The sequence below is a fragment of the Marilutibacter chinensis genome (genome assembly GCF_021725675.1).
GTDB classification, from domain to species: domain Bacteria; phylum Pseudomonadota; class Gammaproteobacteria; order Xanthomonadales; family Xanthomonadaceae; genus Marilutibacter; species Marilutibacter chinensis.
The window spans coordinates 349,576-373,929 of the sequence record NZ_JAKJPO010000003.1 but is presented as its reverse complement, the minus strand read 5'-3'; the positions used below and the strand labels follow the sequence as shown (position 1 = coordinate 373,929).

At 61.9% G+C, this 24,354-nt stretch carries 20 protein-coding genes; 14 read left to right on the top strand and 6 right to left on the bottom strand.

Going from position 1 to position 24,354, the window contains the following annotated elements:
* Positions 1-58: 58 nt before the first annotated feature.
* From L3V18_RS07395 to L3V18_RS07375, 5 genes are all read left to right on the top strand, one after another.
* A complete protein-coding gene (locus tag L3V18_RS07395) occupies positions 59-598 on the top strand; it encodes a hypothetical protein (RefSeq protein WP_237054032.1) in 540 nt (179 codons plus the stop codon).
* A 332-nt stretch (positions 599-930) separates the two neighbouring features.
* Complete coding sequence (locus L3V18_RS07390; protein ID WP_237054031.1) at positions 931-1,980, top strand: bifunctional nicotinamide-nucleotide adenylyltransferase/Nudix hydroxylase; 1,050 nt, start codon at positions 931-933, stop codon at positions 1,978-1,980.
* A 62-nt stretch (positions 1,981-2,042) separates the two neighbouring features.
* Complete coding sequence (locus L3V18_RS07385; protein WP_237054030.1) at positions 2,043-3,461, top strand: nicotinate phosphoribosyltransferase; 1,419 nt, start codon at positions 2,043-2,045, stop codon at positions 3,459-3,461.
* Positions 3,462-3,476: 15 nt separating this feature from the next.
* Complete coding sequence (locus L3V18_RS07380; protein ID WP_237054029.1) at positions 3,477-4,505, top strand: SPFH domain-containing protein; 1,029 nt, start codon at positions 3,477-3,479, stop codon at positions 4,503-4,505.
* Between the two features lie 4 nt (positions 4,506-4,509).
* Positions 4,510-5,445 carry a diacylglycerol kinase catalytic domain-containing protein gene (locus L3V18_RS07375; protein ID WP_237054028.1) on the top strand — a complete coding sequence of 312 codons (936 nt, stop codon included), beginning with the start codon at positions 4,510-4,512 and terminating at the stop codon, positions 5,443-5,445.
* A gap of 107 nt (positions 5,446-5,552) precedes the next feature.
* On the opposite strand, the gene L3V18_RS19410 is transcribed toward L3V18_RS07375, so the two are convergent.
* Positions 5,553-5,822, bottom strand: coding sequence for a hypothetical protein (locus tag L3V18_RS19410; RefSeq protein WP_425493491.1), 270 nt, complete (start codon positions 5,820-5,822; stop codon positions 5,553-5,555).
* Positions 5,823-6,105: 283 nt separating this feature from the next.
* On the opposite strand from L3V18_RS19410, the gene L3V18_RS07370 reads away from it, so the two are divergent.
* Positions 6,106-8,211 carry an ATP-binding protein gene (locus L3V18_RS07370; RefSeq protein WP_237054027.1) on the top strand — a complete coding sequence of 702 codons (2,106 nt, stop codon included), beginning with the start codon at positions 6,106-6,108 and terminating at the stop codon, positions 8,209-8,211.
* Entirely contained in the window at positions 8,208-9,671 is a 1,464-nt protein-coding gene (locus L3V18_RS07365; protein WP_237054026.1) for a DNA cytosine methyltransferase, read from the top strand. The genes L3V18_RS07370 and L3V18_RS07365 overlap by 4 nt, the downstream gene beginning before the upstream one ends.
* Here the strand turns inward: L3V18_RS07365 and L3V18_RS07360 are convergent.
* Positions 9,633-10,007 (bottom strand): very short patch repair endonuclease, encoded by a 375-nt coding sequence (locus L3V18_RS07360; RefSeq protein WP_237054232.1) that lies wholly within the window; start codon positions 10,005-10,007, stop codon positions 9,633-9,635. The two genes, L3V18_RS07365 and L3V18_RS07360, sit on opposite strands and share 39 nt — an antisense overlap.
* A gap of 112 nt (positions 10,008-10,119) precedes the next feature.
* Positions 10,120-12,330, bottom strand: a complete 2,211-nt coding sequence (locus tag L3V18_RS07355) for an ATP-binding protein (protein ID WP_237054231.1) — start codon at positions 12,328-12,330, stop codon at positions 10,120-10,122.
* A 735-nt stretch (positions 12,331-13,065) separates the two neighbouring features.
* Here L3V18_RS07355 and L3V18_RS07350 point away from each other — a divergent pair.
* Complete coding sequence (locus L3V18_RS07350; protein WP_237054025.1) at positions 13,066-14,505, top strand: DUF1173 domain-containing protein; 1,440 nt, start codon at positions 13,066-13,068, stop codon at positions 14,503-14,505.
* A 93-nt stretch (positions 14,506-14,598) separates the two neighbouring features.
* Here L3V18_RS07350 and L3V18_RS07345 read toward each other — a convergent pair whose 3' ends face one another.
* Positions 14,599-15,504, bottom strand: a complete 906-nt coding sequence (locus L3V18_RS07345) for a hypothetical protein (RefSeq protein WP_237054024.1) — start codon at positions 15,502-15,504, stop codon at positions 14,599-14,601.
* Positions 15,505-16,284: 780 nt separating this feature from the next.
* On the opposite strand from L3V18_RS07345, the gene L3V18_RS07340 reads away from it, so the two are divergent.
* The 6 genes from L3V18_RS07340 to rpoH all read left to right on the top strand — a co-directional run bounded on the left by L3V18_RS07340 (position 16,285) and on the right by rpoH (position 21,731).
* On the top strand, positions 16,285-16,803 hold the full coding sequence (locus L3V18_RS07340) for a hypothetical protein (protein ID WP_237054023.1): 519 nt from the start codon (positions 16,285-16,287) through the stop codon (positions 16,801-16,803).
* Positions 16,793-18,085 carry a DDE-type integrase/transposase/recombinase gene (locus L3V18_RS07335; RefSeq protein WP_237054022.1) on the top strand — a complete coding sequence of 431 codons (1,293 nt, stop codon included), beginning with the start codon at positions 16,793-16,795 and terminating at the stop codon, positions 18,083-18,085. Before L3V18_RS07340 ends, L3V18_RS07335 begins: the two co-directional genes overlap by 11 nt.
* Positions 18,085-18,615 carry a Mu transposase C-terminal domain-containing protein gene (locus tag L3V18_RS07330; RefSeq protein WP_237054021.1) on the top strand — a complete coding sequence of 177 codons (531 nt, stop codon included), beginning with the start codon at positions 18,085-18,087 and terminating at the stop codon, positions 18,613-18,615. The genes L3V18_RS07335 and L3V18_RS07330 overlap by 1 nt, the downstream gene beginning before the upstream one ends.
* The gene (locus L3V18_RS07325) at positions 18,605-19,564 is read left to right on the top strand and encodes a TniB family NTP-binding protein (protein ID WP_237054020.1); all 960 of its coding nucleotides are present in this window, start codon (positions 18,605-18,607) and stop codon (positions 19,562-19,564) included. Before L3V18_RS07330 ends, L3V18_RS07325 begins: the two co-directional genes overlap by 11 nt.
* Position 19,565: 1 nt before the next feature.
* Positions 19,566-20,630, top strand: a complete 1,065-nt coding sequence (locus tag L3V18_RS07320) for a TniQ family protein (RefSeq protein WP_237054019.1) — start codon at positions 19,566-19,568, stop codon at positions 20,628-20,630.
* Between the two features lie 222 nt (positions 20,631-20,852).
* Positions 20,853-21,731: an RNA polymerase sigma factor RpoH gene (gene rpoH, locus L3V18_RS07315; protein ID WP_237054018.1), complete on the top strand. Its 879-nt coding sequence runs from the start codon at positions 20,853-20,855 to the stop codon at positions 21,729-21,731.
* 279 nt (positions 21,732-22,010) lie between these two features.
* On the opposite strand, the gene L3V18_RS07310 is transcribed toward rpoH, so the two are convergent.
* Entirely contained in the window at positions 22,011-23,282 is a 1,272-nt protein-coding gene (locus tag L3V18_RS07310; RefSeq protein WP_237054017.1) for an NAD(P)/FAD-dependent oxidoreductase, read from the bottom strand.
* The gene (locus L3V18_RS07305) at positions 23,279-24,259 is read right to left on the bottom strand and encodes an NAD(P)H-binding protein (RefSeq protein WP_237054016.1); all 981 of its coding nucleotides are present in this window, start codon (positions 24,257-24,259) and stop codon (positions 23,279-23,281) included. The genes L3V18_RS07310 and L3V18_RS07305 overlap by 4 nt, the downstream gene beginning before the upstream one ends.
* Between the last annotated feature and the right edge of the window lie 95 nt (positions 24,260-24,354).

The window sequence follows — 24,354 nt, the reverse complement described above, 5'->3', positions numbered from 1 at the left end:
CCCTTGGCACGATCATGATTGTGGACGCGCTCCGAACGCACTGAGGTCCGCACACCCCATGAGACTGGATGAATTCGAGATCGGCCTTGAGTTCATGACCTGCACGGGCCAGCGGTGGCGCTGCACCGACATAGGCCGACGCACGATCCTGGCCATCGAATTGCTACCCGATCTTGACGAGGCATGGTTCAGTGGGCCGCCCTATGCCTTGCCCGAGATGTGCTTCGACGAGATCGAGGTCGGGCAGGCTCATCGGTCGTTGGAAGATGCGACTCGGTCGGCACTGGAGGCGCGCCGCCAAAGCGCTCACCCCGGTTATCCGCATGGAGCCATCGAGACCATGATGGCGGATCGACGTTCGAGAAGATCACGCCCTTATCCGCGCTCTGGGTTGCTCCGCATCGACCGGGTGGATTCGGACGGCGAGATCTTGCATCCGTTTGCGGCCGACGCAGCCGAAGACAGTTGGCAGATCCGGGTCTACTTGCCGTTTTGCCAGCAGTTCGGTGCCGTGCCGGAGGCCGAGTTCATCCAGCTACGGCCTGCCACTGAAGCGGACCTGAGACGACGAGCTGCGCGCGCCAAGACGAATGTATAGGTCAACCGAGTTCTCTGGGGGGAGACACGATCTGACACGGCTAACCAACCTCGAGTTGCCGCATGCCCCCCGGTCGGGAATTTGTGCAAGAGGTTGCTGCACAATTGCATCCGCAATGATTCATGCCATTGGGCCGGGTTCTACGGGCGAATGAGAAGCTACATACAGAGTAACTTTTCACTTGCAGAAACAGCGCTGGGCAACTCCGGGTACCCAGCCATACGCGCCCGTGGGCATCAGCCTTGGGTTGCTTGACTCCGGATGCGGAAGGCGTAGCATTTCACTTGAGCCTTGGGACAGACCCGGGGCAACCACCACCGTGAGGGAGCCTCATGGAATACGATTACCTGGTCTTCATTGGCCGCTTCGAGCCGTTCCACAACGGCCACGCCGCCGTCGCCCGCCTCGCACTGGGCCGGGCCCGCAAGCTGATCCTTCTGGTCGGCTCTGCCGATACCCCCCGCACCATCCGCAACCCCTGGACCGTCGCCGAGCGCGAGGTCATGGTCCGCGCCGCGCTCGCGGACGATGAGCAGCGCCTGATCGTGCGACCGTTGCGCGACCACCTCTACAACGAGGCGCTATGGGTCGCCGCGGTCCAGCGCAGCGTCGCCGAGGCGATCAAGGCCGATGGCGGCGCGGCCGACGCAAAGGTCGGGCTGATTGGCCAGGACAAGGACGCCAGCAGCTACTACCTGCAAGAGTTCCCGCAGTGGCCGCTGGTCGACGTGCAGCACACCGCCACGTTGTCGGCGACCGAGTTGCGCCGCTACCTGTTCGAGGCCAACCAGCTCGACAGCCACGGCGGGCTGATGCTGATCCGCGCCAATGTGCCCGGCCCGGTGTTCGACATGCTCGAGGCCTTCCGCAAGAACTCGCCCGCGTTCACCCAATTGGTCGCCGAACACCGCTTCATCGACCAGTACCGTGCGGCCTGGGCCGATGCCCCGTATCCGCCGACCTTCGTCACCACCGACGCGGTGGTCGTGCACTCGGGCCACGTACTGCTGGTGCGCCGCCGCGCCGAGCCGGGCAAGGGCCTGTGGGCGCTGCCGGGCGGCTTTGTTCACCAGGACGAGAGCATCCTTGCCAGTTGCCTGCGCGAGCTGCGCGAGGAAACCCGGCTCAAGGTGCCCGTGCCGGTGCTCAAGGGTTCGATCAAGGGGCAGCACGTGTTCGATCACCCCGAACGCTCGCAGCGTGGTCGCACCGTGACCCACGCCTTCCACTTCGACTTTCCGGCCGGCGACCTGCCGCCGGTGCGCGGCGGCGACGATGCCGACAAGGCGCGCTGGTACCCGGTCAGCGAGGCCCTCGAAATGGGTCCGCAGCTGTACGAGGACCACTTGCACATCCTCGAGTTCTTCCTCGGCCGGGGCTGATCCCGGCCGTCCCCGCCGGCGGACAGACCGCCGGCGTCACCCGACGTGAAGGAGCTTCCGTCATGCGCCATCTCGAAAACCTCGTTCTCAATACCGACAGCTACAAGGCCAGCCACTGGCTGCAGTACCCGCCCGGCACCGACGCCACGTTCTTCTACGTCGAGTCTCGCGGCGGCGTGTACGACAAGACGCTGTTCTTCGGCCTGCAGGCCATCCTCAAGGAATACCTGTCGAAGCCGGTCACCCACGCCGACGTCGACGAGGCGCGCGATTTCTTCGCCGCCCATGGCGAACCGTTCAACGAGGCCGGCTGGCGTCGGATCGTCGATGTGCACGGCGGCCTGCTGCCGCTGCGGATCCGCGCCGTGCCCGAGGGCAGCGTCATACGCACCCATCAGGCGCTGGTCACGATCGAATCCACCGATCCGGACGCGTTCTGGCTGCCCAGCTACCTCGAGACCCTGCTGCTGAGGCTGTGGTACCCGGTCACCGTGGCGACGATCAGCTACCACGTGAAGCAGACCATACGATCCTTCCTCGAACGCACCAGCGACGATCCAGAGGGGCAGCTGCCGTTCAAGCTGCACGACTTCGGCGCCCGCGGCGTGTCCAGTCTCGAATCGGCCGGGCTCGGCGGCGCCGCCCATCTGGTCAACTTCATGGGCACCGACACCGTCGCCGGCGTGCTCACCGCGCGCGCCTACTACCACGAGCCGATGGCCGGCGTGTCGATCCCGGCCGCCGAGCACAGCACCATCACCAGTTGGGGCCGCGAACGCGAGGTCGAGGCCTACGCCAACATGCTCAAGCAGTTCGCCAGGCCCGGCAGCCTGGTCGCGGTGGTCTCCGACAGCTACGACATCTACACGGCTATCAAGGAGCACTGGGGCCAGGCCCTGCGCCAGCAGGTGATCGAGTCCGGCGCCACGGTGGTGATCCGCCCCGACTCCGGCGACCCGGTCGAGGTCGTGCACCAGTGCCTGGAGCTGCTCGACGAGGCCTTCGGCAGCACGGTCAACGGCAAGGGCTACAAGGTGCTGAACCATGTTCGCCTGATCCAGGGCGACGGCGTCGACCCTGACAGCATCCGCGCGATCCTGGAGCGGATCACCGATGCCGGCTACGCCACCGACAACATCGCCTTCGGCATGGGCGGTGGTCTGCTGCAGAAGCTCAACCGCGACACCCAGAAGTTCGCGCTCAAGTGCTCGGCGGCGCGCGTCGATGGCCAGTGGATCGACGTCTACAAGGACCCGATCACCGACACCGGCAAGACCTCCCAGCGCGGCCGGCTGGCCCTGCTGCGGCATGTCGAGTACGGCAGCGTGAAGACCGTGCCGGTGCCGGACGACGTAGCCGACGTCGAGGACATGGTGCTTCCCCTCGGCTGGAAGCACGCCATGGAAACGGTGTGGGAGAACGGCCAACTCATCCGCGACTGGACCTTCACCGAGGTCCGCGCCCACAGCAACGTCAAGTGACAGGGGAATCACACCATGTTCGGTATTCGCTACGTCAAGGCCAATCCCAGTACCTACCTGATCCAGTACCGCAACGGGCGTGCGGTGCGCGAGGGGACCGGCCTGTCCTTCTACTACTTCGCCCCCAACACGTCGCTGGTCTCGATCCCGCTGGAAAGCGTGGACGTGCCCTTCGCCTTCCACGAGGTCACCAGCGACTTCCAGGAAGTCACGGTTCAAGGACAGGTCACCTACCGGGTGGCCGATCCGAAGGCCCTGGCCGAGCTGATGAACTTCACCCTGCACCCGAACGGGGAGTACGCCACCGAGGATCCGGTGAAGGTGCCCCAACGTGTGGTCAACGCGGTCCAGGTCCAGGTGCGCTCGTTGCTGCAGGGCCGCTCGCTGGAAACCCTGCTGCGCGGGGGCGATGAGTTGGTACAGGCCGTCGCCGAGCGCCTAAGGCAACCGCAGGCCCTGCCCAGCCTCGGACTCAGTCTGGTCAATCTCGCCATCCTGGCGGTCAAGCCGAATCCGGAGACGGCGCGGGCGTTGGAGGCCAAGGTGCGTGAGCAGATCCTCAAGGAAGCCGACGATGCCCTCTACGCCCGCCGCAATGCGGCGATCGAGCAGGAGCGGGCGATCAAGGAGAACGAGCTCAACACCGAGATCGCGGTGGAGGCCAAGAAGCGCCAGATCCGGGAGGCGCAGATGGACGCCGAGCGCTCGGTGCTGGAGAAGCGCCAGCAGATCCAGGACCAGGAGATGGCCGGCAAGATCGCGCTGGAGGAGAAGAACAAGGACCTGACGGCCCGGCGTTCGGAGAACGCCCGCACCGAGGCCGAAACGCGGGCCTACGGCGTGTCGACCCTGGTCAAGGCGGTCGAGCACGTCGATCCGAAGGTACTGCAGGCCCTGACCGTGGGCCAGGCCGATCCCAGCGCGCTGATCGCACTGGCCTTCCAGGGGCTGGCCGAGAATGCCAACCGGATCGGGGAACTGAACATCTCACCGGATCTGTTGCAGCAGCTCACCCGCAAATCCGCGGCACCGGCCAGGAGCTAGGGCCATGGATCCGCTGAGCCGGCGGATCGTCCTGGTGGTCCGGAAGACCCGCCTCGAGGACCTGGTCGTCCGTTACAACACGGTCGAACAGGCCCGGTTCTTCGTCGAGCACCTCGGGGCGGACTTCTCCGACTATGAGGCCGAGCACCGCACCTATCAGCAGGCCGTCCAGCACACCGAGGCGACGTTGCGTCGCTTCGGTCGGCTCCACCGCCTGGATCGAAGTCTGCTGCCGACTTACTTGTTTCCACCCGACGCACTGGTCGTGGTGGTGGGGCAGGACGGGTTGGTGGCCAACACGCTCAAGTACCTGGACGGTCAGCCGGTCGTGGCCGTCAATCCCGACCCGGGGCGCTGGGACGGCGTGTTGTTGCCGTTCCAGATCGAAGACTTGGCGTCGATCGTCTCCGAGTCATTGGCAGGCAAGCGGCCGACGCGGGCGATCTCCATGGCCCGGGCGCGGCTCAGTGACGGGCAGGAGCTTCATGCGGTCAATGACCTGTTCATCGGGCCGCGCTCGCATGTGTCGGCCCGCTATGAAATCCGGCTCGGCAATCGGCATGAAGTGCACTCTTCCAGCGGGGTGATCGTGTCGACGGGGCTGGGCTCGACCGGCTGGTTCCGCAGCCTGCTGGCGGGTGCCCTGGGGATTGCCGGCAACGTCCGCCGAAAAGACATCGAAACCATGCGCGAGCACGGCTTCCCCTGGGACGCGGACTATCTGCGGTTCACCGTACGGGAGCCGTTCCCGAGTCGGACGACCCAGGTCAACCTGGTGTTCGGGCAGGTCACGCGTGGCAAATCGCTGCAACTGGTCTCGCAGATGGCCGAGCACGGAGTCATTTTCAGCGACGGGATCGAAGCCGACTTTCTGCCGTTCAATGCCGGCATGACGGCGGAGATTGGCTTGGCCAGCCGTGTGGGGTGTTTGGTGACCTAGACTTGGGCGAACGTGACACCCGTACTGAGCCGGAAAGGTTTGGATTGCTTGCGCCCAAGGCATCGAAATTCAGTGACGTAGGGTGCAATCGGGTTCGTCATCAGTCCTCAGGCCATGCCAGCCGGGTAGAGTGACGAAGCAGGCCGAATCGGCAATCCTCGGCCCGCAAATGGACTTCGCTGGGTGCCGCTAGCCCCAGCCCGAGCCCAGACGAGTGCCTGAACAGGGCCATGGCCGCGATGTCCTCGATGGCTGGGAAGTGCCGCGCTGATGACTACGGCGCGTTGCCTGATACTGATTGGAAGGCGCTCATCGCGTGCGAGCTCGATCCGGAAGGCGCCGACCCACAGTAATGCCGGGGTTCGTTCATCTGGCATCGTCATGGCTGGTCCTCGTTGCGACTGCACCGTGGGACCAGTGTCCCTCCAGGCTGTTGCGTAGGCTGAGAATCCTTTGTGACGATTCAGAGAAGTTCATTGCCTCGTGATTGGGTGCGAAGCTACGGTTTCCTGTCGGCGGATAGGTAGGTTCCCCGCCACGAAGTAGACAGGCGGGTACTTGGGTACGATCATGTGACAATACGCGTGTTGCGTATGCATGGTCATGTGCCGGGGATGAAGGACGGCCGTTGTCCATGCCTAGAGAATCTAGGGGGCGTCGATGGATACATCTTCTCGTCGTGCAGTTCAGGTTGCAGGCAAGCCAACTCACCATCAGGGCAAAGGATCTGCCGTTAAGGAAAGCGCCAACAGTGATTCTCCCTATCAACTGCGCATCTCCCGGCTCACCGTCGACAAGCTGGGCGTGAAGCTGTACGACAAAGCGAGTGCAGTGGTTGCTGAACTGATCGCCAATAGCTACGACGCAGATGCGGAAAAAGTCACTGTACGTCTTCCGCTGGCTTTACAACTGGCCTCCAATGCGGGGGGGCAACTCAAGGACCTGGGCTATGTGATCGAAGTCGAAGACGACGGACATGGGATGACCCCGACGGAGGCGATAGACTTCTATCTTCGCGTGGGCGCGGATCGCAGGACCCGCAAGGGAGAGGACGGCAGCAAATCGCGGGACAAGAAGCGTCCAGTGATGGGCCGAAAAGGAATAGGCAAGCTGGCTCCGTTCGGTATCTGCAGGCGCATAGAGGTGTGGTCGGCTGGTGGCCCGAAGACAGCTCGTGGCTATGCCGTGACGCACTTCTTCATGGATTTCGAGAAGATCGTCAGTGATGGTGACGAGGCGGTGCCATTAGAGGTCGGCAGCGATGACCGCAAATGGAGCGATGAATCCGGCACGAAAATCCGCCTGACTTCGTTTCTTGCAAAGCGAGTGCCAGACCTCAAAACGTTTCTTCGTCAATTGGCCGTCAGATTTACGTTCGCCAGGCCGGATTTCAAGATTCTCGTGGTCGACGCGACGCAAGCCGAAGCGAAGCCCGTTAAGGTTGATCCTTTCGACATTCCGTTGTTGCCCGGATCCAGGGTGGATCTGTCAGATCGCCCAGTGTTGGCCGACGATGGTTCGAAGCTTTCTGTGTCTGGATGGCTTGGCATGGCCAAGGAGGCGTACAAGAACGAAGAGATGATGGGTGTCCGCATCTACGCTCGCGGCAAGATCGCTGGTGTGACGCGGGACTTCAATCAACCAGCGGGCTTCACCGGCGAGTTCGCCATGCGCTCGTACTTGGTTGGGCAGGTCGAAGCGGAGTGGCTGGACTTGGACGATGGCGAGGATCTCGTCAGGACTGACCGCCAAGACATCCTGTGGGATTCGGACTACGGCCAGTTGCTCAGGCGCTGGGGTGCGGAGCTGATCAAGGAGATCGCACGCAAGTCGCGGGAGCCGCGGCGAACGCGGGTTCGCGACGAGTTCCTACGGAAGTCGAAAATAGAAGAGCGCGCGCGCGAGCGTTTCGGTGACAAGCAGGTGGCGCGCGTAGCGATCGACCTTGCCAAGAAGTTTGGAGGGTTCGCTGCCGAAGACGAGTTGAACGACGACGTATACGTCGAGGATCTCTCCCAGATCATCCTTTCCGTCGCCCCACATCAGGCGCTGATGGATGCGTTCCACGAATTTTCCAACCAGGTGACGAAGGGTGATATTCCGCTCGACCAGATGGTCGATATCTTCGATAAGGCCCAAATCGCCGAACTGGCATCGTACGCGCAGATCGCATCGCAGCGCGTACGCGTCATTAACGAGTTGGAGCACATAATTGACGAGACATTGAACGAGAACCAGTTTCAGGAGCTGCTGGCCAAGGCGCCGTGGCTAATCGAGCCGTCTTGGAGCGTGATTACCCAGAACCAGGCTCTCAAGCATTTCAAGAATGCTTTCGAGGCGTACTGGAAAAAGCAGTACAAGGAGCAAATTACGTTGGCAATCAGTCACGAAGACAAGCGCCCTGATTTTACGCTGGTTTCCATGGATCGTCGATTGCACATCGTTGAAATTAAAAAAGCCGACCATGCCTTCGACGATAAAGATTTGAAACGTCTACTGAATTACGTTGATGCGTTTGAACGGTTCTTTGAAGAAAACCCTGATCTAGCCAAGGAGTTCGATCGGGGTTGGAAGATAGACTTGGTTGCCGACTCGGAAAAAATAAGGGATTCGACGAACAGGCGTGCTTTTAAGCAAGTTAAAGATGCTGGACAGGTCAAGCGCACACCTTGGCGCGACTTCCTGCTGCGAGCGAAGAAGGTGCATGAACAGTTTCTCGATGTCCACGACCTCAGTCGCGCTCGTGTCAAAGGAGGCAGAACGTGAGTCGCTTGCGTGCAGTGAGTCTGTTCTCCAACTGCGGTGCTGGTGATGTCGGATATCGCGAGGCCGGGTTTCGTTTCGACGTAATGGCGGAGCTGGACCCAAGGCGGTTGGAAGTTTGCCTGTTGAATCATCCTGGTGCCTTAGGCGTGCCAGGGGATCTTCGGCGCACATGGCAGAAAGTAATCAGGAGGTACCGGGAGCGGGCGGGCAAGGCGCGTCCCGCGCTGCTTTGTGCTTGCCCGCCTTGTCAAGGAATGAGCTCTGCACGCTCGGGCAAGGGAAGTCACGACGACGCGGATGCCGGGTCGAAAGATGAACGGAACCTGCTGGTCACCATCGTGGCTAAAGTCGCGCTCAGGCTCATGCCGTCGCTAATCGTCGTAGAGAACGTGCCCGCGTTTCTGACACGCAAGGTCCGTCACCCTAAGGACGAGAAGCCGGTTTCTGCTGCGAACTACCTGATAACGTCCTTGGCGAAAGACTACGTTGCATTCCCCATGGTGGCCGATCTATGCGATTTTGGAGTGCCACAATCGCGAAACCGTGCCTTCCTGACGTTCGTCCGCAAAGATTTGCCTGGGTTGAAGGAGTTGTTGCGGCTGGGCAGAGTGCCGTTCCCGCGAGCCACTCATGCGGTCGACGTGGGCACGGGGCGGCCGATCACGTTGGCAGAGGCGCTGGTAAGTTTTGGGTTGCCGTCACTGGACGCTGCTGCGAGTGAGTCCGCGGTCGCCGCCGAGTATTCTGGATTTCATTCGGTACCGGTATGGGACGAGCGCACATATGCCATGGTCGCGGCGATTCCGAGCGCGTCTGGCCGTAGTGCATGGGAGAACGATGCGTGTCGTCATTGCGGCCCCGTGGAGGCTTCACCCGAGAGTGTTTTGTGTCCGATCTGCAGTTCGCCGTTGCTGCGGCCCATCGTGAAGGATGCGGGTGGCGGATACCGCCTGGTCAAGGGATTCAAGAGCAGCTATCGGCGTATGCGTGTGGATAAACCGGCAGCCACGGTGACCACTGCCAGTGGCCATTTGGGCAGCGACAATACGATTCATCCCACCCAGAACCGCCTCCTGAGCCCCCTCGAGTGCTCTCTATTGCAGACGTTCCCTGCGGATTTCAAATGGGGCGACGCTCTGAAGCGGCTTGGGCACACGAACGTACGTGAGATGATCGGTGAAGCGGTACCGCCGGCGTTCACCCGAATGCACGGCCAAGTGCTCTACGGAATCCTGAAGCGTGAATGGGGGCGTGCGCCAATGGCGATGAGCGATGAGCGCTGCGTGAAGGCTTGGGCCAAACTGGCCGATGCTGCGAAGAAGGACGGTCGCGCCGATCCCCGAGATTATTTCGAGCACGCCAAGCCCTCTGGGCGACAAGCATCCCCGGCCCATGTCTCCAAGCGGTCGTCCACCGGTAGATTAGCGCTGGAAAACAAAGTTTCGCAGTCGACGCCCTAGCAGGGCTGGGTCGGGCGTCTCGCATTCCCATACGACGAGTACGTCCCATCCCAGTGCGCGCAACTCCGCGATGTTCCTCCGGTCACGGAACTGGTTTGCTTGGATTTTCTCGCGCCACGTATCCGCATTATTCGTTGGGATCGTCGCACGCCTGCATCCTTCATGCCCATGCCAGAAGCAGCCATGGACCAATACAATCTTTCGGTGGCGAGGTAGGGCGATGTCGGGGGTCCCAGGGAGATCGTTGCGGTGTAGGCGAAATCGACATCCCATCGCGTGCAGTACTCGGCGTACGCGCAACTCGGGTTCGGTGTTGCGACCTCGCACGGCTTTCATGCGAGCACTGGTCGCGGGCGTAACGCTGGTATAGGTAGGTTTTCGGTTAGGGGTGGCCCGTGCTGAGCCATTTCCTTGCTTGGTCATGGGAGCTCTGCGCGTTCCAACCGGCTCAATTCCCTTCAAAATGAATCACCGATTCGTGCTCAACCTCTTCATAGGCAGAAGATTCGACGGGCAATACGGTAGAAGTCATGGGCTTCTTCACACTTAACTTCTCGACCAGCTCGCGCAGGGCAGGGTCGCGCGCGCTCATTTGGGCAAGGAAGCTGGTGACGGCTTCCCCGCCAAGTTCACAGATCTGCTGAACCCTGGAATCTTGAGCGTCGGCTTCGTTGCCTGCGAGCAACGCCGCGATCAGCTCCATGTTCTCCTTGCGCGATCGTAGCAGCAGATCCTTCCATTCCTTGAACGCGATCGTCTTGCCCGCGATCTCCTTGACGCCTTCGTCGTGGCTGCGAGCCACCAGTACTCCCTCAACCCTGCTATCGCCGAATCGGGACTTGAGGTAGGAGACGTACGAGTTGAGTTGCTCGTACTCTGGCCACCCGGCCGTGTCGTCCGGCCCTTTCAGTTCGACCACGACGATATGGTCGGCACCACCAGTTACGGTGGCGCCGAGGAAGACGAAATCCGGCTTCGTGTATTCCGACTGGGTGGGCAAATGAACTGGGCGAACCACGGACAGCCCGGCCTGTTCAGCCTCTTCACAGGTCTTCTTCAAAGACTTTCTCGGCACGAATCTTTCGTAGTCGCTGTCGAGAATCCAAGGGAACTGTTCGATCAACATTTGGAGTTGGGTCTCCTTACCGAGCGTGATGTGCCGCTCTAGCTGCGAGAGGGCATAGACGCGTTGGGAAAAGACCACGGCCAAAGACAGGCTTTCGGGCACGAGCTGGTCAGACAACTGCGACAGGATCAGGCTGAACCTGTCTGCATCGAACATGGTCGCTTCATCCCATAGCTTCTTAATCAGGCGTCTCGCGGGCTCGTGGGTCCAAGCCTTGGCCGTGGCTTCGACCAGTCGCGCCCTATTCTCGGCCTCCTTACCAAGGCGTGGCGTGACTTCGGAAAGCAGGTCGACTAGATGAGTCCTCTCCGAGTCGCGAAGATGCAGAGACTCGTTCTTCTTGAGCACGTCATAGACGATGATCTCGTTTTCTTCCTTCGCCTTCTTTCTGCGATGTGCCTCGTAAAGATTGATCCAATCCTTTACGCGCCGTTCTCCCCATTGGTAGAACTCTACGCAATCAGGATCTTCCCAGTCGATCGAGGTGCGATCGGTAGAGATGGTGTCGCGTTCGAGTTCGTCCACCCAATCCGCTTCGACAACCGCGTACATGTATCGCAGATGGATTTCGTTCCCTCGGTTTCCGAAGAAGAACGGTCGATCTTGAGCGATCTTCCCATGTGCATATACGCCTACACCGGCTTGTTCCTGGCTCCACGCGGCCTCGTCGACGAAGCCTGCCCAGCAAGTCACGGTTCTCGTCCCTTTGGCCGTTTCGAAGGTAACGGCTTCCTTGCCAACGTCAGGATAGCGCACCTCCCATTTTGGGAACGCATGTTTCTCCTCCAGCTTCTTCCCATTGACAAAAACCTCGAAGTCGGGGCGCGCGAGGGTTACGGTAAACCGTCGTCCTAAGGATTTCATTAGTGTTTCTGGTGTGACGTTCTTCCTGATGGTCAACTGGGACGCTCTGACGAACGTTCCGCTTCCCGATTGTTCTATGTCGCTGACGAACTGTTTCAGATGATTGGAGTCATCACCAGCTTCGCTGAGGGGGAGTTCGGTCAATGGAGCGTTGCGCACCACCACCTTGGGTTCGTACTCGGAGAATGCAGTTGGACCTTCCTCGGATCGCAGCATGTCGTCGTAGTTGAAACGCAGCCATGTCGCCGTCTTGTTGACGACAGTGAGTAGATCAACCTGTTTCGCGACGCCGAATGGAGCCAGTTTCCCGATGCCCTTGCGGCCCATCAAGTCGCGGGTGCCCGAGACGCTCTTTTCAGCCGGAGCCTTAGACGATCGCTTCTTCTTACCGACCAGAAGGTAACTGTTTTTCAAGACGGAGTCGTCCATCCCAACACCGTCGTCGGCGACGATTACGCTGCTCGGCTCGCCTTGATCGTTGGTGCTGAGGTGAATCCAGACTCTGGTAGCTTCGGCGTCCCAAGAATTGGAAACAAGTTCGGCCAAAACGTTAGTCAGCTTGTTCTGATAAAGCTTGAGGCCGAGATGCTCAATGACGTTGTGCGAGAAGCGAAGAACCAAGTGATCTTCGTGATTCTCGTTGTGCTCCATCTTCTCCAGGCTTTCCATCACGATCCCCCTCACGCGTCGTTTTTCCTATCGTAACGCAAGCGTGTCTTGGTTGAGGTATCGCAACGTACCCCCGCTGATTGTGGGTGCTGGTGTTGACTGTAGATCGTGTTGGTTGAGGCAGCGTGCCTGTTGGTTATGGTTGCCTAGTATCTGATAGCCGCTTACGGCTCGGCCATGGATGGAAATTTGTTGCATGCAGATTCAGAGAATCTTGATCTACTGCAGCCACCTGAGGGCATCCTCCGTCCATCGATCAGCCTCCTTGCCATACTTCCGGGCCCTGAAAGCATGTCTGGCGGTTTCATATCCGCATCGCAGCAGGCCGCGATTGTGCGTCAGGAAGGCATGCGCCGCCAGGGTGATTGGCTCTTATGGAAGGTGTCTCTGCGTAGGTGCTTAGCCACGCACTTCCTGTATTCTCATATGCTGGACCTCTCGGCTCGCGACACGCCCTGCCGCCGCATCACTATTGCTCCGCAGTCGGCCGCACGCGATTACCGTTTTGTGGGCGACTGAGCCAGTGACCAGCAAACGACAAGGTCAGTGTGCAGGCTCATCCCGGCCAAATGCGCGCGGGCCGGTTGAAACGATAGAGCACTATCCGGCTCGTGGCGGGATGGGGGGGCGGCTGGCACTTGAAGGCGGTGATCAGTCGATGCTGCGGAATGTGCGCAAGTTGCACGATGAACGCGGGCAACCGGCGTTGGCCCGCAAACACGGAAAGGGACGGTAATGACCGGGAATATCTTGTGCGAATACTGGAGGGAGCAGGCCGGCACTCTCCTGACGTCGGTGGAGACCCAGGCCTTAGTCGCCTGCTTTACTGGAAACCGCGAACACTCCACGCAGATTGAACAAGCTACGGCCGCTGCCATCTTGCAGCGCATCCATGGGCGCCGCTGGTTGGCCTGTGGATGCCGGCCAGGTGTGGAACCGCCGCCCCTGATGGGCGCGCGTCGCCACGATACCGGCGCCCTGCACATCAATCGGTTCGGGGCCACCGCCCACGATCCAGGTTGCCCGTTCTACGTCGAAATGGACGAACGAACGTCGCCGGCCATTGCTGGAGGCGGACCGTTGAAAGCGATCACCGGCAGTTGGTTGCTGGCCACGCCGCGCGGGCGCGGGGTTTCGACCGGCACTGGTGGGAAGCCTGTCGGTAATCGTAGCTGGAAGCCGCGGATGCCTAGGCTGGGCCGGCTGCTCATGACCATTCTCGAAGCAGCCGGAATCAACCGGATTGAGCCGACTGATGTCGAGTTGGCTCCGACCGAAGCCGGAAGGCCGGCACGAGTTCGGTACGCCAGATTGCTCTATGACCGACTCAAGACCTTGGATTCGTATGAACTCGATACCAGGAAAGCGCCCGGGCTGACATGGCGGGACCTGACCTGCACCTACCTCGGTGGTTTGACGCGGCACTGTATCCAGATCCGGAAGCTGATCCCAAAGTTTCGGATGCCGGAGGACGCACAGGGCCTGTTCGTCGGGGTCGTGGACGGTGTCCGCCGAGAGCCGGAGGGCCACTGGGTCCTGGTTCGCAAGAGCAAGGGGAATGGTCCCACGGCAACTGTACGCATCCTGGGTGAGCCCAAGACCAGCGGCCAGAAAGCCGGTGCTGGCATAGGGCCGTTCTGGGCCATCGCACAACTGGCCTCAGATCCCACCACCAGCCGCATTGAGCCCACCGAGGCCTACCTTCATCCCTGCTACTCGAAGGCCTTCCCGGTACCGGTCGACAGCGATCTTGAGCGCAGAACCTTGCGCCTGGCGCTCGAGCAGGTCGTGTACTGGCAGTCCAAGGGCGTGGGCGTGCATGTGGTCAAGCCGGTACTGGATGAACTGACCGAGGATGAGGCTGCGTGCCGGCCTGATTTCGAACTGCGCTTGCCGGGTGGACCGCGCTTCCTCATTGAGACGATGGGGTACGAGGATGACGACTACATGCAGTGCAAGGTTGGAACACATGCACGGATGCGGCGGCTTCCAGGCGTTGCGGGGTTGTTTGAACACTGGGCGGGGAGCGAAGAGGCCGAAGGTCGGGATCGGTTGCGGCGATTGTTGACCGTGGCAGTGCTCGGGGCTTCAGGTAGGTACTTGGCAGATGTCGAGGACGATTGTTGCACCAGCGGCGATCTGAAGGGCAAGACCGAGCGCGAGGGAGAGATCTAATATTGAGTCAGCCCTCAAGCGCCAAAATGGCAGGTGGTTTTCCCACCCCTAACATGATGACGTGCCTGCCGGCGATTCTGTGCTTGGAATCATTCAAGGCAAACCAAAGCGCCGAATCAGTTCTGCCACAGAGGATACCTTTTCATCTCCGCGAAGCTGCTTGGTTGAGGAGTCATCGTCCCACTCTGCCTGTAGATACAACTCATAAAGTGCGTATTTGTTTCTGTTGAACCATTGGAGGCGATCGTTCATCGGCACGATCGGGGCATCTGGAACAAAGGTGATGTTGGGGTTGTCGGGCTGAGTCACCATGCCAAGAAATCGATCACTGTTGAGTGATTGACGCAGCGACTCTTCGGGAGAAAACTCAGGATCTGCCACCGAACGTCGATTGCGTCGGACAGTCTCCAAATCGCTGTCGGACACCGTGCTCCAGTCGTTACGGAAGAGGCGCTTCTCGACAAGCATTTTGACATCGCTGGTCAGGTCATGAGGGGCGTTGAGTGACAGCAACGCGCAGTGAAGTGCCTGACGTGCAGCAACCAAATATGAGTTTGCCTCCAATAGGTTGAGGTGATCCATGGCGCTGCGGAACGAGCAGACGAGCACCGAGATGAGATCAAGGCTCGGTTCCTGTAGCCGATCGTGCAGCCAGCATGTGGCATCGCCCTCCCATGGGCGGAAAGCGGGCTCGGCCGGTAGTGCCCAAGCCCCAGCGTAACGAGATGGGTAGTCGGACCTGTACAGGTCCAGTCGAGTCAGTAGGTCGCTTTGAATCTTGAACAGCGTCGCGGGGTCGGGTGGGGGCGCAGTCAGCAGTTGCCACAATCGTGATTCGTAGACCTCGCGAAGACCGGCGAATCGTGCATTTCCATCGGCGATGGCCACCAGGTCGACACCGGCCTTTGTTCTCTTTTCCGAGCGCGGATCAATTCCTAAGCGTGCAATGGACCACAACGCCCGAGGACGTGGCGCGTTGGGGTCGTCGTCCAGCGACAACAGTTCTGTGTCCAGCGCATCCCAGGACAGTCCGGCCCGACTGTAGACAGCATGCCCCCAAAGCCGATTGCGCAGGACAAGCGCGAGATCGCTTCGTGGTCTTCCCCAGTTACGGCGGCGGCTTTTAGCTGACTCGGTCAATGGAAACCAAAATAGGCGATTTATTCGGCTTTTAGTACTCCAATAGATGTTGCAAAGTCCAGCCAAAGGCCGCCAGATGCTGCCATTGGTCAAATTAGTTGCAGATGAAACAGTTTCCGCCAGACGTAATTGAAGCCGCCTTGCTGGCTCAGTACGGAGAGCTGATGCGTGGGGAAAGCCTTCGCCGGGCGTTGGGCTACAGCAGCGAGCGCACTTTCCTACGGGCGATCAAAGCCAAAACGGTTCCCGTGCCTGTGGTGGCGCTACCAGGTCGGCGAGGTTGGTTTGCCAGAACGCGTGACGTCGCAGCGTGGTTGCGCGGTATCGCCATGCCTCAGTAGGAACCAACAAACCAGTCGAATTCACAAGGAGGCCATTCCTGACCTAGTCCAACCTGCGAGACAAACAATGTGGAGGCCAAAACGACAAAAGCCCAAGCGCTGGAACGCCTGAGCTTTTGTTGAGTTGAGCTGCCTGGAGGCGCTCATGAGTCGTCGTTTCGAGTCGACGCTCATACGGTGCCACACGATCCGTGTCCACGTCAAGTGGCCGCGGGCGGGTGCGTGCGCGCCGCCGACGGGTCAGGCCTTCAAACCCGAACGGTCGCCGAGATGGTGACCTTACCCGAGGCATATGAGCATGAACTATCACACCGAAGTGCAACGTCTGCGTAGCCAGTTGGCTGCGCCGGTCGATCCGGCTGAGTTCGAAATCCTGCGTGCGCAGCCGGATGCCCGCGTCATTCCTCTGTCCCGGTCTCGGCATGTCCGGGGTTGGCACCCCGTCCGTCCCGGGCACCGGTCCATTGCGTTCGAATCCAAGCTTGAGGCAAAGCTGATCACCTGCTTGGCGCAGCTGCCGGAGCTCGAGTCGATTCGCTCCCAGCCGATTACCGTTCATTACCGGTGTGCCGGCGTTCGTGGACGTTATACCCCGGATTTCCTGGTCGAGTTGTCGGAGGTTCCGCCTGAGTTGGCTCAGCTTGGCTTCGGGCTGCGCACCTACGTCGAGGTCAAGCCACTCTGGCGCAGCATTCGCAGCGAGACCATGTTGGTTCGCAAAGTGGCTGCCCTGCGCTTGGCCTGCAAGTGCCCTGTGGTGCTCGTGACCGACTGGGATCTGTCGCCCGAAACCCCGGAGGTGCGCCATGTCGCATGATCTCAAGCCGGGTAGCCGGGTCATGTACCAGGGCCGGATTGGTCACATTGAGGAACTGGCACGGCATGACAGTGCTGTGATCCAGTTGGACGGTATCGACGGGGTGATGGAGGTGCAGCGCTCGGCCTTGATCCCCGTGGTTACTTCGGCCGATGCCCTTGGGGATACGTCGCTGACCAAGATCGAAGCGGGTGTCTGGGAAATGGCTCGGACGCGTGCCAAAGCTATCCGGGAAGTGGCTGACCTCAGAAAGGGAAGGTCGCGAGCGGTTGAGGTGGCGGCGCGCAAGTTGGACATCAGTCCCCGCCAAGTCTGGCGTCTGCTGACGGACTATCTCCGCCATCGGACCGTGAGCGAGATGGCTCGGCGCGTGGGCGGTCGAGCACTGGGCACAACAGTCCTCGACACAGAGGTCGAGCGCATCATCGCGAACAGGATTGATTCCGACTATTTGCAGCGCGAGCGATCGACGGTGCAAGCGCTGCACGAACTTGTTGCTGCGGACTGTCGCGCAGTCGGCAAAAAACCTCCGGCCAAGGCGACGGTCAAGAAACGTGTTGATGCCATCATGGGCCGCGACGCCATGCGCCGTCGTGAGGGCGCCAAGCGGGCCAAATATGCCTTCGAGCCAATGCCTGGGCACGTCGAAGCTGTTCGACCGCTGGAGCGGGTCGAGATTGACCACACGCCCATGGACGTGTTCGCCCGCTCGGACGACCCCTTGTGTACGTATATCGGCCGTCCGTGGCTGACCGTAGTGATCGATGTATGTACACGGTGTGTGCTGGGCATTCACATCGGCTTCGAGCCGCCCAGCATCCTGTCGGTTTCGTTGTGTTTGACGCACGCGGTTTCGCGGAAGAACCCCGCGGAGGAATTCGGCGTGCCGCTGGACTGGCCGATGCACGGAGTGCCAAAGGAAATCTGGGTCGATAACGGCAGGGACTTCCAGTCAATGGCGTTCCAGCGTGGATGTGAGGAGCATGGCATCCAGCTGAGCTATCGACCGGTTGGCAGCCCGCACTATGGCGGCACGATCGAGCGTCTGATCGGGACGATGGTGGGGCAATGCCACCTCCTGCCAGGCACCACGAAAAACTCGGTCAAGGCCAAAGGCGACTACGACCCACAAAAGCATGCGACGTTTACGCTCAGCGAAGTGCGCCGCTGGTTCGTGGATCAGTTGCTGGGGCGCTATCACCTCCGTGAGCACAGGATGCTGCGTATCCCGCCACAGGTGGCTTGGGATCAGGCGATGAAGGCGCAGCAGGAGGGCGAATAATGGTGCACGACCCTCTTGAGTTCATGGCCAGCTTTCTGCCCGCAGAAAGCAGAGTGCTGAAACGCACAGGGGTGGAGATCCATCGATTGCAGTACTGGGATAACGCGCTCGCCCCCTGGGTGGGGCGGCGCGAATCGGTCCTGGTGCACTACGACCCGCGTGACATCACCTACGTGTACGTGCGTACCCCCGGCGGGGTGCTGGTCAAGGCCGGCGTGACCACGCCGGGCGTGTCTGCGATCTCCCTGGCCGAGTGGTCCGCCCGTCGTCAGCATGAGCAGGCGACGTGCAATGACCCCACCTTGGTTGAACAGGCGGACGCAAGCCTCTTGCGCAACAACCGCTTTTTGAAGGAGACGAAGGCTTCGCTCAAGAAAGTGCGTCGAGATGCGACGGCCGCGGCTGGTGACCGCTTCCGAGATACCTCATGCCCGAGTCTCGTGGTCAAGACCGAAAGCATCGACGAAACCCCTGTGCTCAGTGGAGCGCCGATCCCCTACGAGATTGAGGAAATCGACTATGACATTTGATGCCCAAGGCCAGGCAAATGAGTTGCAGACTGGTGTTGCGACAGTCGCACGGCTTCTGGAAGCGCCCGCTCCCAAGGGGCGCTTGCATCCCGTGGCCGAGCAGGCGCTCCAAGCTTCGCTCCGTGACAGGATGGCGATGATCATCAAGGACTGCATGATTCACTACCCGTCCATGGATCGTGTCCTGACCGAGGCGGAGTGGATGGTGCATGAACCGCGCCAGACCCGCGCACGTGGGTTGGTGGTCTGTGCGGGGCGGGGCAACGGAAAGACCTGCCTCGCCAATCTGATCCACCGCCGGTTCCACGCCTACGACGATCCGGATCAGCCGTGTGTCGTGCGGACTTCGATCAGCGGTATCCGGGATGCCCGTTCGCTGTATGGCCGGATCCTCGAGGAGTTGGGGAGCCCCGCACGGATCTCGCACCGTCTGAGTGATCGCGAACTCCTCGTCCAGCGCCTGTTGCGCGATGTCGACTGCCGGTTGTTGATTCTGGATGAGGTGCAGGATGTGCTGCTGGGCAGCGAACGGGAGCAGCAGCGTGCGCTGGAAGGCATCAAGCTCCTCATGAACGAGTTGCGGTTGCCGGTGATCGCTTTCGGTACCGAAAAAGCGGGTCAAGGATTCAGCGCCGATCCTCACCTGCAGGCGCGGTTTACTCAACTCGCGATGCCTGCCTGGAAGGCGGATAACACATTGGCGAACTTCTTGGCAGCCTACGAACAACTGCTGCCATTGAAAGCTGCTTCCAAACTGGCCAGCGACGACAAGGTCAAGTTCTTGGCCAAGGTTGGTGAAGGTGTTTTGGAAAAAATCGTCACCCGAGTGAAGAACGCTGCGTTGGCTGCCATCGTCGACGGCAGTGAGAAAATTACGCTCGCTCACCTCAAGGATGCCGTGACACGTCCGGCTGCATGTGGATTGCGTCCGTCGATGGACGCAACTTGACATGGCTGCGAAGGTACTTCGCCTGCGCATCGACTCGCCGTATCCCGGTGAGTCGATGTCGTCCTTTCTGTCACGGGCCGCACAGTTCTACGCAATGCCAGCATCGACCTTGCTGAAGGAACTTTTGACGGGCAAGAACTGGTCGAAGCTGGAGCGCCGCGATGTCGATCTCGAGCCGTCATCGATGCTGGAACAACGACTTTCGGAAGCAGTTTCGAACTGGACGGCACCACTGATAGCGCATCAAGGATTTATGGAGTGGACTCTGGCTCAACGTCAGCGACACGCCTACTGCCCAGTCTGTTTTCAGGAAGACTTGGTGGCTGGACGAACGCCGTACTTCCGGAACGATTGGATCCCCGTTTTTGTCACGACGTGCTGGAAGCATGGCACGCCGCTGTTCGACTGGGAAATGACCTATGCGGGCGGCTGGCGCCGATGGCCGCGAAGCTGGGTCTATCAGCAGAGCAGCGCGGTTGAGGACGTGCCTCTGTTCATGCAACGCCATCTCGACGGGTTGGCCTGGCTAGAGGCTTCGGTGGCACATGAAACTCTTGTATGGGACGGCATCTGTGTTCCCCGAGCCCTTGCCTACCTCAACCGACTACAGGAACTGATGGAGAAGCCCTCTGCGGCGCTCATGCCGGAGTCCAAAGGCTTCCGTTCGGACCTTGATGCCTTCCAGAACGTAGCCCGCGAACTGGCGAGACTGGCCTCCCGGCATCAAGTGGGGCATCGGGAGCCTCCCATCGGGATGGCGGCGTGTCCCACAGCGGAGTCGGTGTGGTTCGGTCCGCTTCCGCCGAGGGCTGGCCGCCGACACTGGGAGTTCCTGGACTACGGGATCCGTCTGAATGGTTGCGTCCGTTGGCGGCGTTCCTACCTGATGTTCGTGGTCCGGACCCTGCTGGGGATGGAGCGGTTTGGGTCCCTGTTCCCGCCTGGGCCGGCCCTGCCGTCGCCATCCTGGCGGGCGTGGTGGCAGGAGGTGGTCATTCCCCGGCTTGGGGCCCACCAGCGGAACTCGATGGAGTGGCACATGCAGACGATGCTGCGGGGCATGTGAGCTTGAGGTGTGACATCAAGTTATTGATTTGTATTGATTTTTTCGTGAGGTGATGACGGGACTGCCACGGCTACGTGCCCACTGACATGGTTAGCTGACTTGCTGACAGGGTTAGGTGGACTCGACAGCCGAACCTGAACGGGCGCTGCGTTCCATGAATGCAACGGACTGAACTTCCAGCCGGTTTAGCAGTCGTAACACGCGACTGCTAAGATGCCCACCATGACCCAGACTCCCACGTCAACCGCCCTGATCGCCAACAACCTGCCGGTGCCCAGCGCACTGGGGTCGCTGGACGCCTATATCGGTGCCGTCTACCAGATCCCGGTATTGAGTGCCGAAGACGAGCAAGACCTGGCCCGCCGCTTCCGCGACGAAGAGGATCTCGACGCCGCGCGCGAGCTGGTGCACTCGCATCTGCGTTTCGTGGTGCACGTCGCACGCGGCTACAACGGCTACGGCCTGCCGCTGGGCGACCTGATCCAGGAAGGCAACATCGGGCTGATGAAGGCGGTCAAGCGCTTCGACCCCGAGCAGGGTGTGCGCCTGGTCAGCTTCGCGGTGCACTGGATCCGCGCCGAGATGCACGAGTTCATCCTGAAGAACTGGCGCATCGTCAAGGTCGCCACGACCAAGGCGCAGCGCAAGCTGTTCTTCAACCTGCGCAAGAGCAAGAAGCGCCTGGGCTGGCTGAATGCCGAGGAAGTCCGGGCGGTGGCCGCCGACCTCAACGTCTCCGAGCGCGAGGTGCTGGAGATGGAGTCGCGGTTGTCGGGCCGCGATGTCGGCTTCGACGCGCCGGCCGACGAGGACGACGACCGTGCGCCGCCGTCGCCGGCCGCCTATCTGCGCACCGATGCCGAAGACCCGTCGCAGCTGTACGAGCGCGAAGACGAGGAGGACAACCAGCTCCAGCTGCTGCGCGAGGGACTGGCCGGGCTGGACGAGCGTTCGCGTGACATCATCCGGCGCCGCTGGCTCGACGGCGACAGCAAGGTCACCCTGCAGGAGCTGGCCGACGAGTACGGCGTCTCGGCCGAGCGCATCCGCCAGATCGAGGCCAACGCGCTGAAGAAGATGAAGGCGCTGTTCGTCGCCTGAGCGCGACGCCGCAGCAACACGACGACGGCCCGGTTCCGGGCCGTTTTCGTTTCCGGCGTTCGTCGCGTGCGATTGCCCGCAGGTGCCCGTAGGAGCGGCGTGAGCCGCGATCCCCAGGCTTCGCTCGGCAATCCCCAAAGTCTGTTTCGCAAACCATGGGCACCGCCGTTGCGCCTCCACACCCCCATTCGTGCCTGCGGCGCGAATCGCCCCTGAGTCAGGGGGGCTGGGCCTTCATCGGAAGCCTCGTTGCGGCTTATGCCGCTCCTACGCGTGCATTCACGGGCCGGGGTCGTCGCTGTCGGGGCGGCCGAAGATGATCCGCGCGTGGCGCTGGTAGCTCCAGTAGGCCCAGGCCCAGTTGATCAGCACCAGCAGGCGGTTGCGGAAGCCGATCAGGAACAGCACGTGCACCCATAGCCAGAACCACCAGGCAAGCATGCCCTTCAGCTTGAAGCCGTGCAGGTCGACCACCGCGGCCATCCGGCCGATCGTGGCGAGATTGCCCATGTCGCGATACCGGAACGCCGGCGGCGTCCGTCCCGCCAGGCGCGCGCGGATCGCCCGCGCCACGTGCGCGCCCATCTGCTTGGCCGCGGGCGCGACGCCGGGCACCGGCCGGCCATCCTGCTCGACGCTGGCCAGGTCGCCGGCGACGAACACATCCGGTCGCCCCGGCACGCTGAGATCGGCCTCGACCCGGACCCGACCCGCGCGGTCGCGCGGCGCGCCGAGCAGGGCGCCCAGCGGCGAGGCGGCGACACCGGCCGCCCACAGCACGGTGCGCGCCCGTACCCGCTCGCCGGCGAGGACATAGCCCGCGTCGTCGATCGCCTCGACCGGTTGGCCGGTGACGACCTCCACGCCCAGCTTCTCCAGCTTGCGCCGGGCGTCGCCGGAAAGTTCCGGCGGAAACGACGCCAGTACCCGCGGACCGGCCTCGACCAGACGCACCCGCGCCTCGGCCGGGTCGATCCGGCGGAACTCGTCCTTCAGCGTATGGCGGGCGATCTCGGCCAGGGTGCCGGCCAGCTCGACCCCGGTCGGGCCACCGCCGACGATGGCGAAATTCAGCCAGGCGGCGCGCTCGTCCGGATCGTCCGCAGCCTCGGCCCGCTCGAATGCGATCAGCAGGCGCCGGCGGATGCCGAGCGCGTCGTCGAGCGACTTCAGTCCCGGCGCGTGCGCGGCCCAGGCGTCGTGGCCGAAATAGGCATGGGTCGCGCCGCTGGCCAGCAGCAGATAGTCGTAGCCGACCTGACCGTCGTCGCCGAGCGTGACCGCCTGCGCATCGGCATCGATCCCGACCACCTCGCCCAGCCGGATTTCGACGTTGCGCTGCCGGCGCAGGATGTGGCGCAGCGGCGCGGCGATGTCGGGCGCCGAAAGGCCGGCGGTCGCGACCTGGTACAGCAGTGGCTGGAACAGATGGTGATTGCGGCGGTCGATCAGGGTGATGCGGACACGCTCCCGGGCCAGCGCACGCGTCGCCCACAGGCCGGCGAAGCCGCCGCCGACGATCACGACGTGGGGTAGGTCGGCACTGCTCATGCATGGACTCCGGGGGCGGGAAACGGGGCGGGAGGTGGCCGGTGCGCGCCGACCGCGCGTGGCGGGCGGCCCAGCAGCTCCGGCAGGCGGTTGCTGCGCGGACAATTATCCTGCCGCAGCAGTTCCCAGTGACCGTACGAGAACGGGGTCAGGTGCAAAAGGTCGCAGGCATGGCTGGCCAGGCGGGCGAGCCAGCCGGGTACATGCAGGACCCGCGCGGGTGCGTCGGTGTGCAGGCGGCGCATGGCCGCAATGTGTTCGGCCAGGGTGCAGGGCAGCAGGCCACCGAGATCGTGCTCGCGCGGCAGATCGGCGCCGCCGCTTGCCAGCACCAGGCGCGCGATCGCCTCGCCGAGATCGCGGACGTCCAGCACCGCGATCCGGCCGCAGGCATCGGCCGGCAGCAGGTGCAGCGGCCAGCGCGCGACGCGACGGATCCAGCGGGCACCGAAACCGCCCTCGCCATCGAGCAGCGACGGCCGGACGATGTGCCAGTCGGCACCGCTGGCGCGCAACGCCTCTTCGCCGTCGCGCTTCGAAAGCAGGAACCGGCTGCGGACCAGACCATCCAGGCCGAGCGCCGAGACATGGACCAGGCGCAGGCCGCGTGCCGCGCTGGCCGCGGCGAGCGCGGCCGGTGCGCGATGGTGGACGCGGTCGTAGGTCTCGCGTCCGCGCGGGCGCAGGATGCCGACGCAGTTGACCACCGCATCGACCTGCGCGAGCGGCTCGCGCCAATCCTCGGCGTCGCACATCCGCTCCATCCGCACCTGGCGATAACGGACGCCTCCGGCGCGGTCGCGTTGTTGGCGCCGGCGCGGATGGCGGCTGCCGATGCTGACCTCGATTCCCCGTTCGCGCAGGGCGGCGACGACGTGGCGGCCGATGAAGCCGGCCCCGCCCAGCACCAGCACGCGGGGACTTTCTGGTGGGGCCTCCTGGACGGGGCGCGGGATCTCGCGGGCGGGCATGTCCATGCTCCTTCTTCAGAAATTTCTGTCTTGACAGAAATATATGATGAAACTAACCTGCCGCCAAGCCCGCGGAGCGGTTCGCCGGGCCGTATACGGAG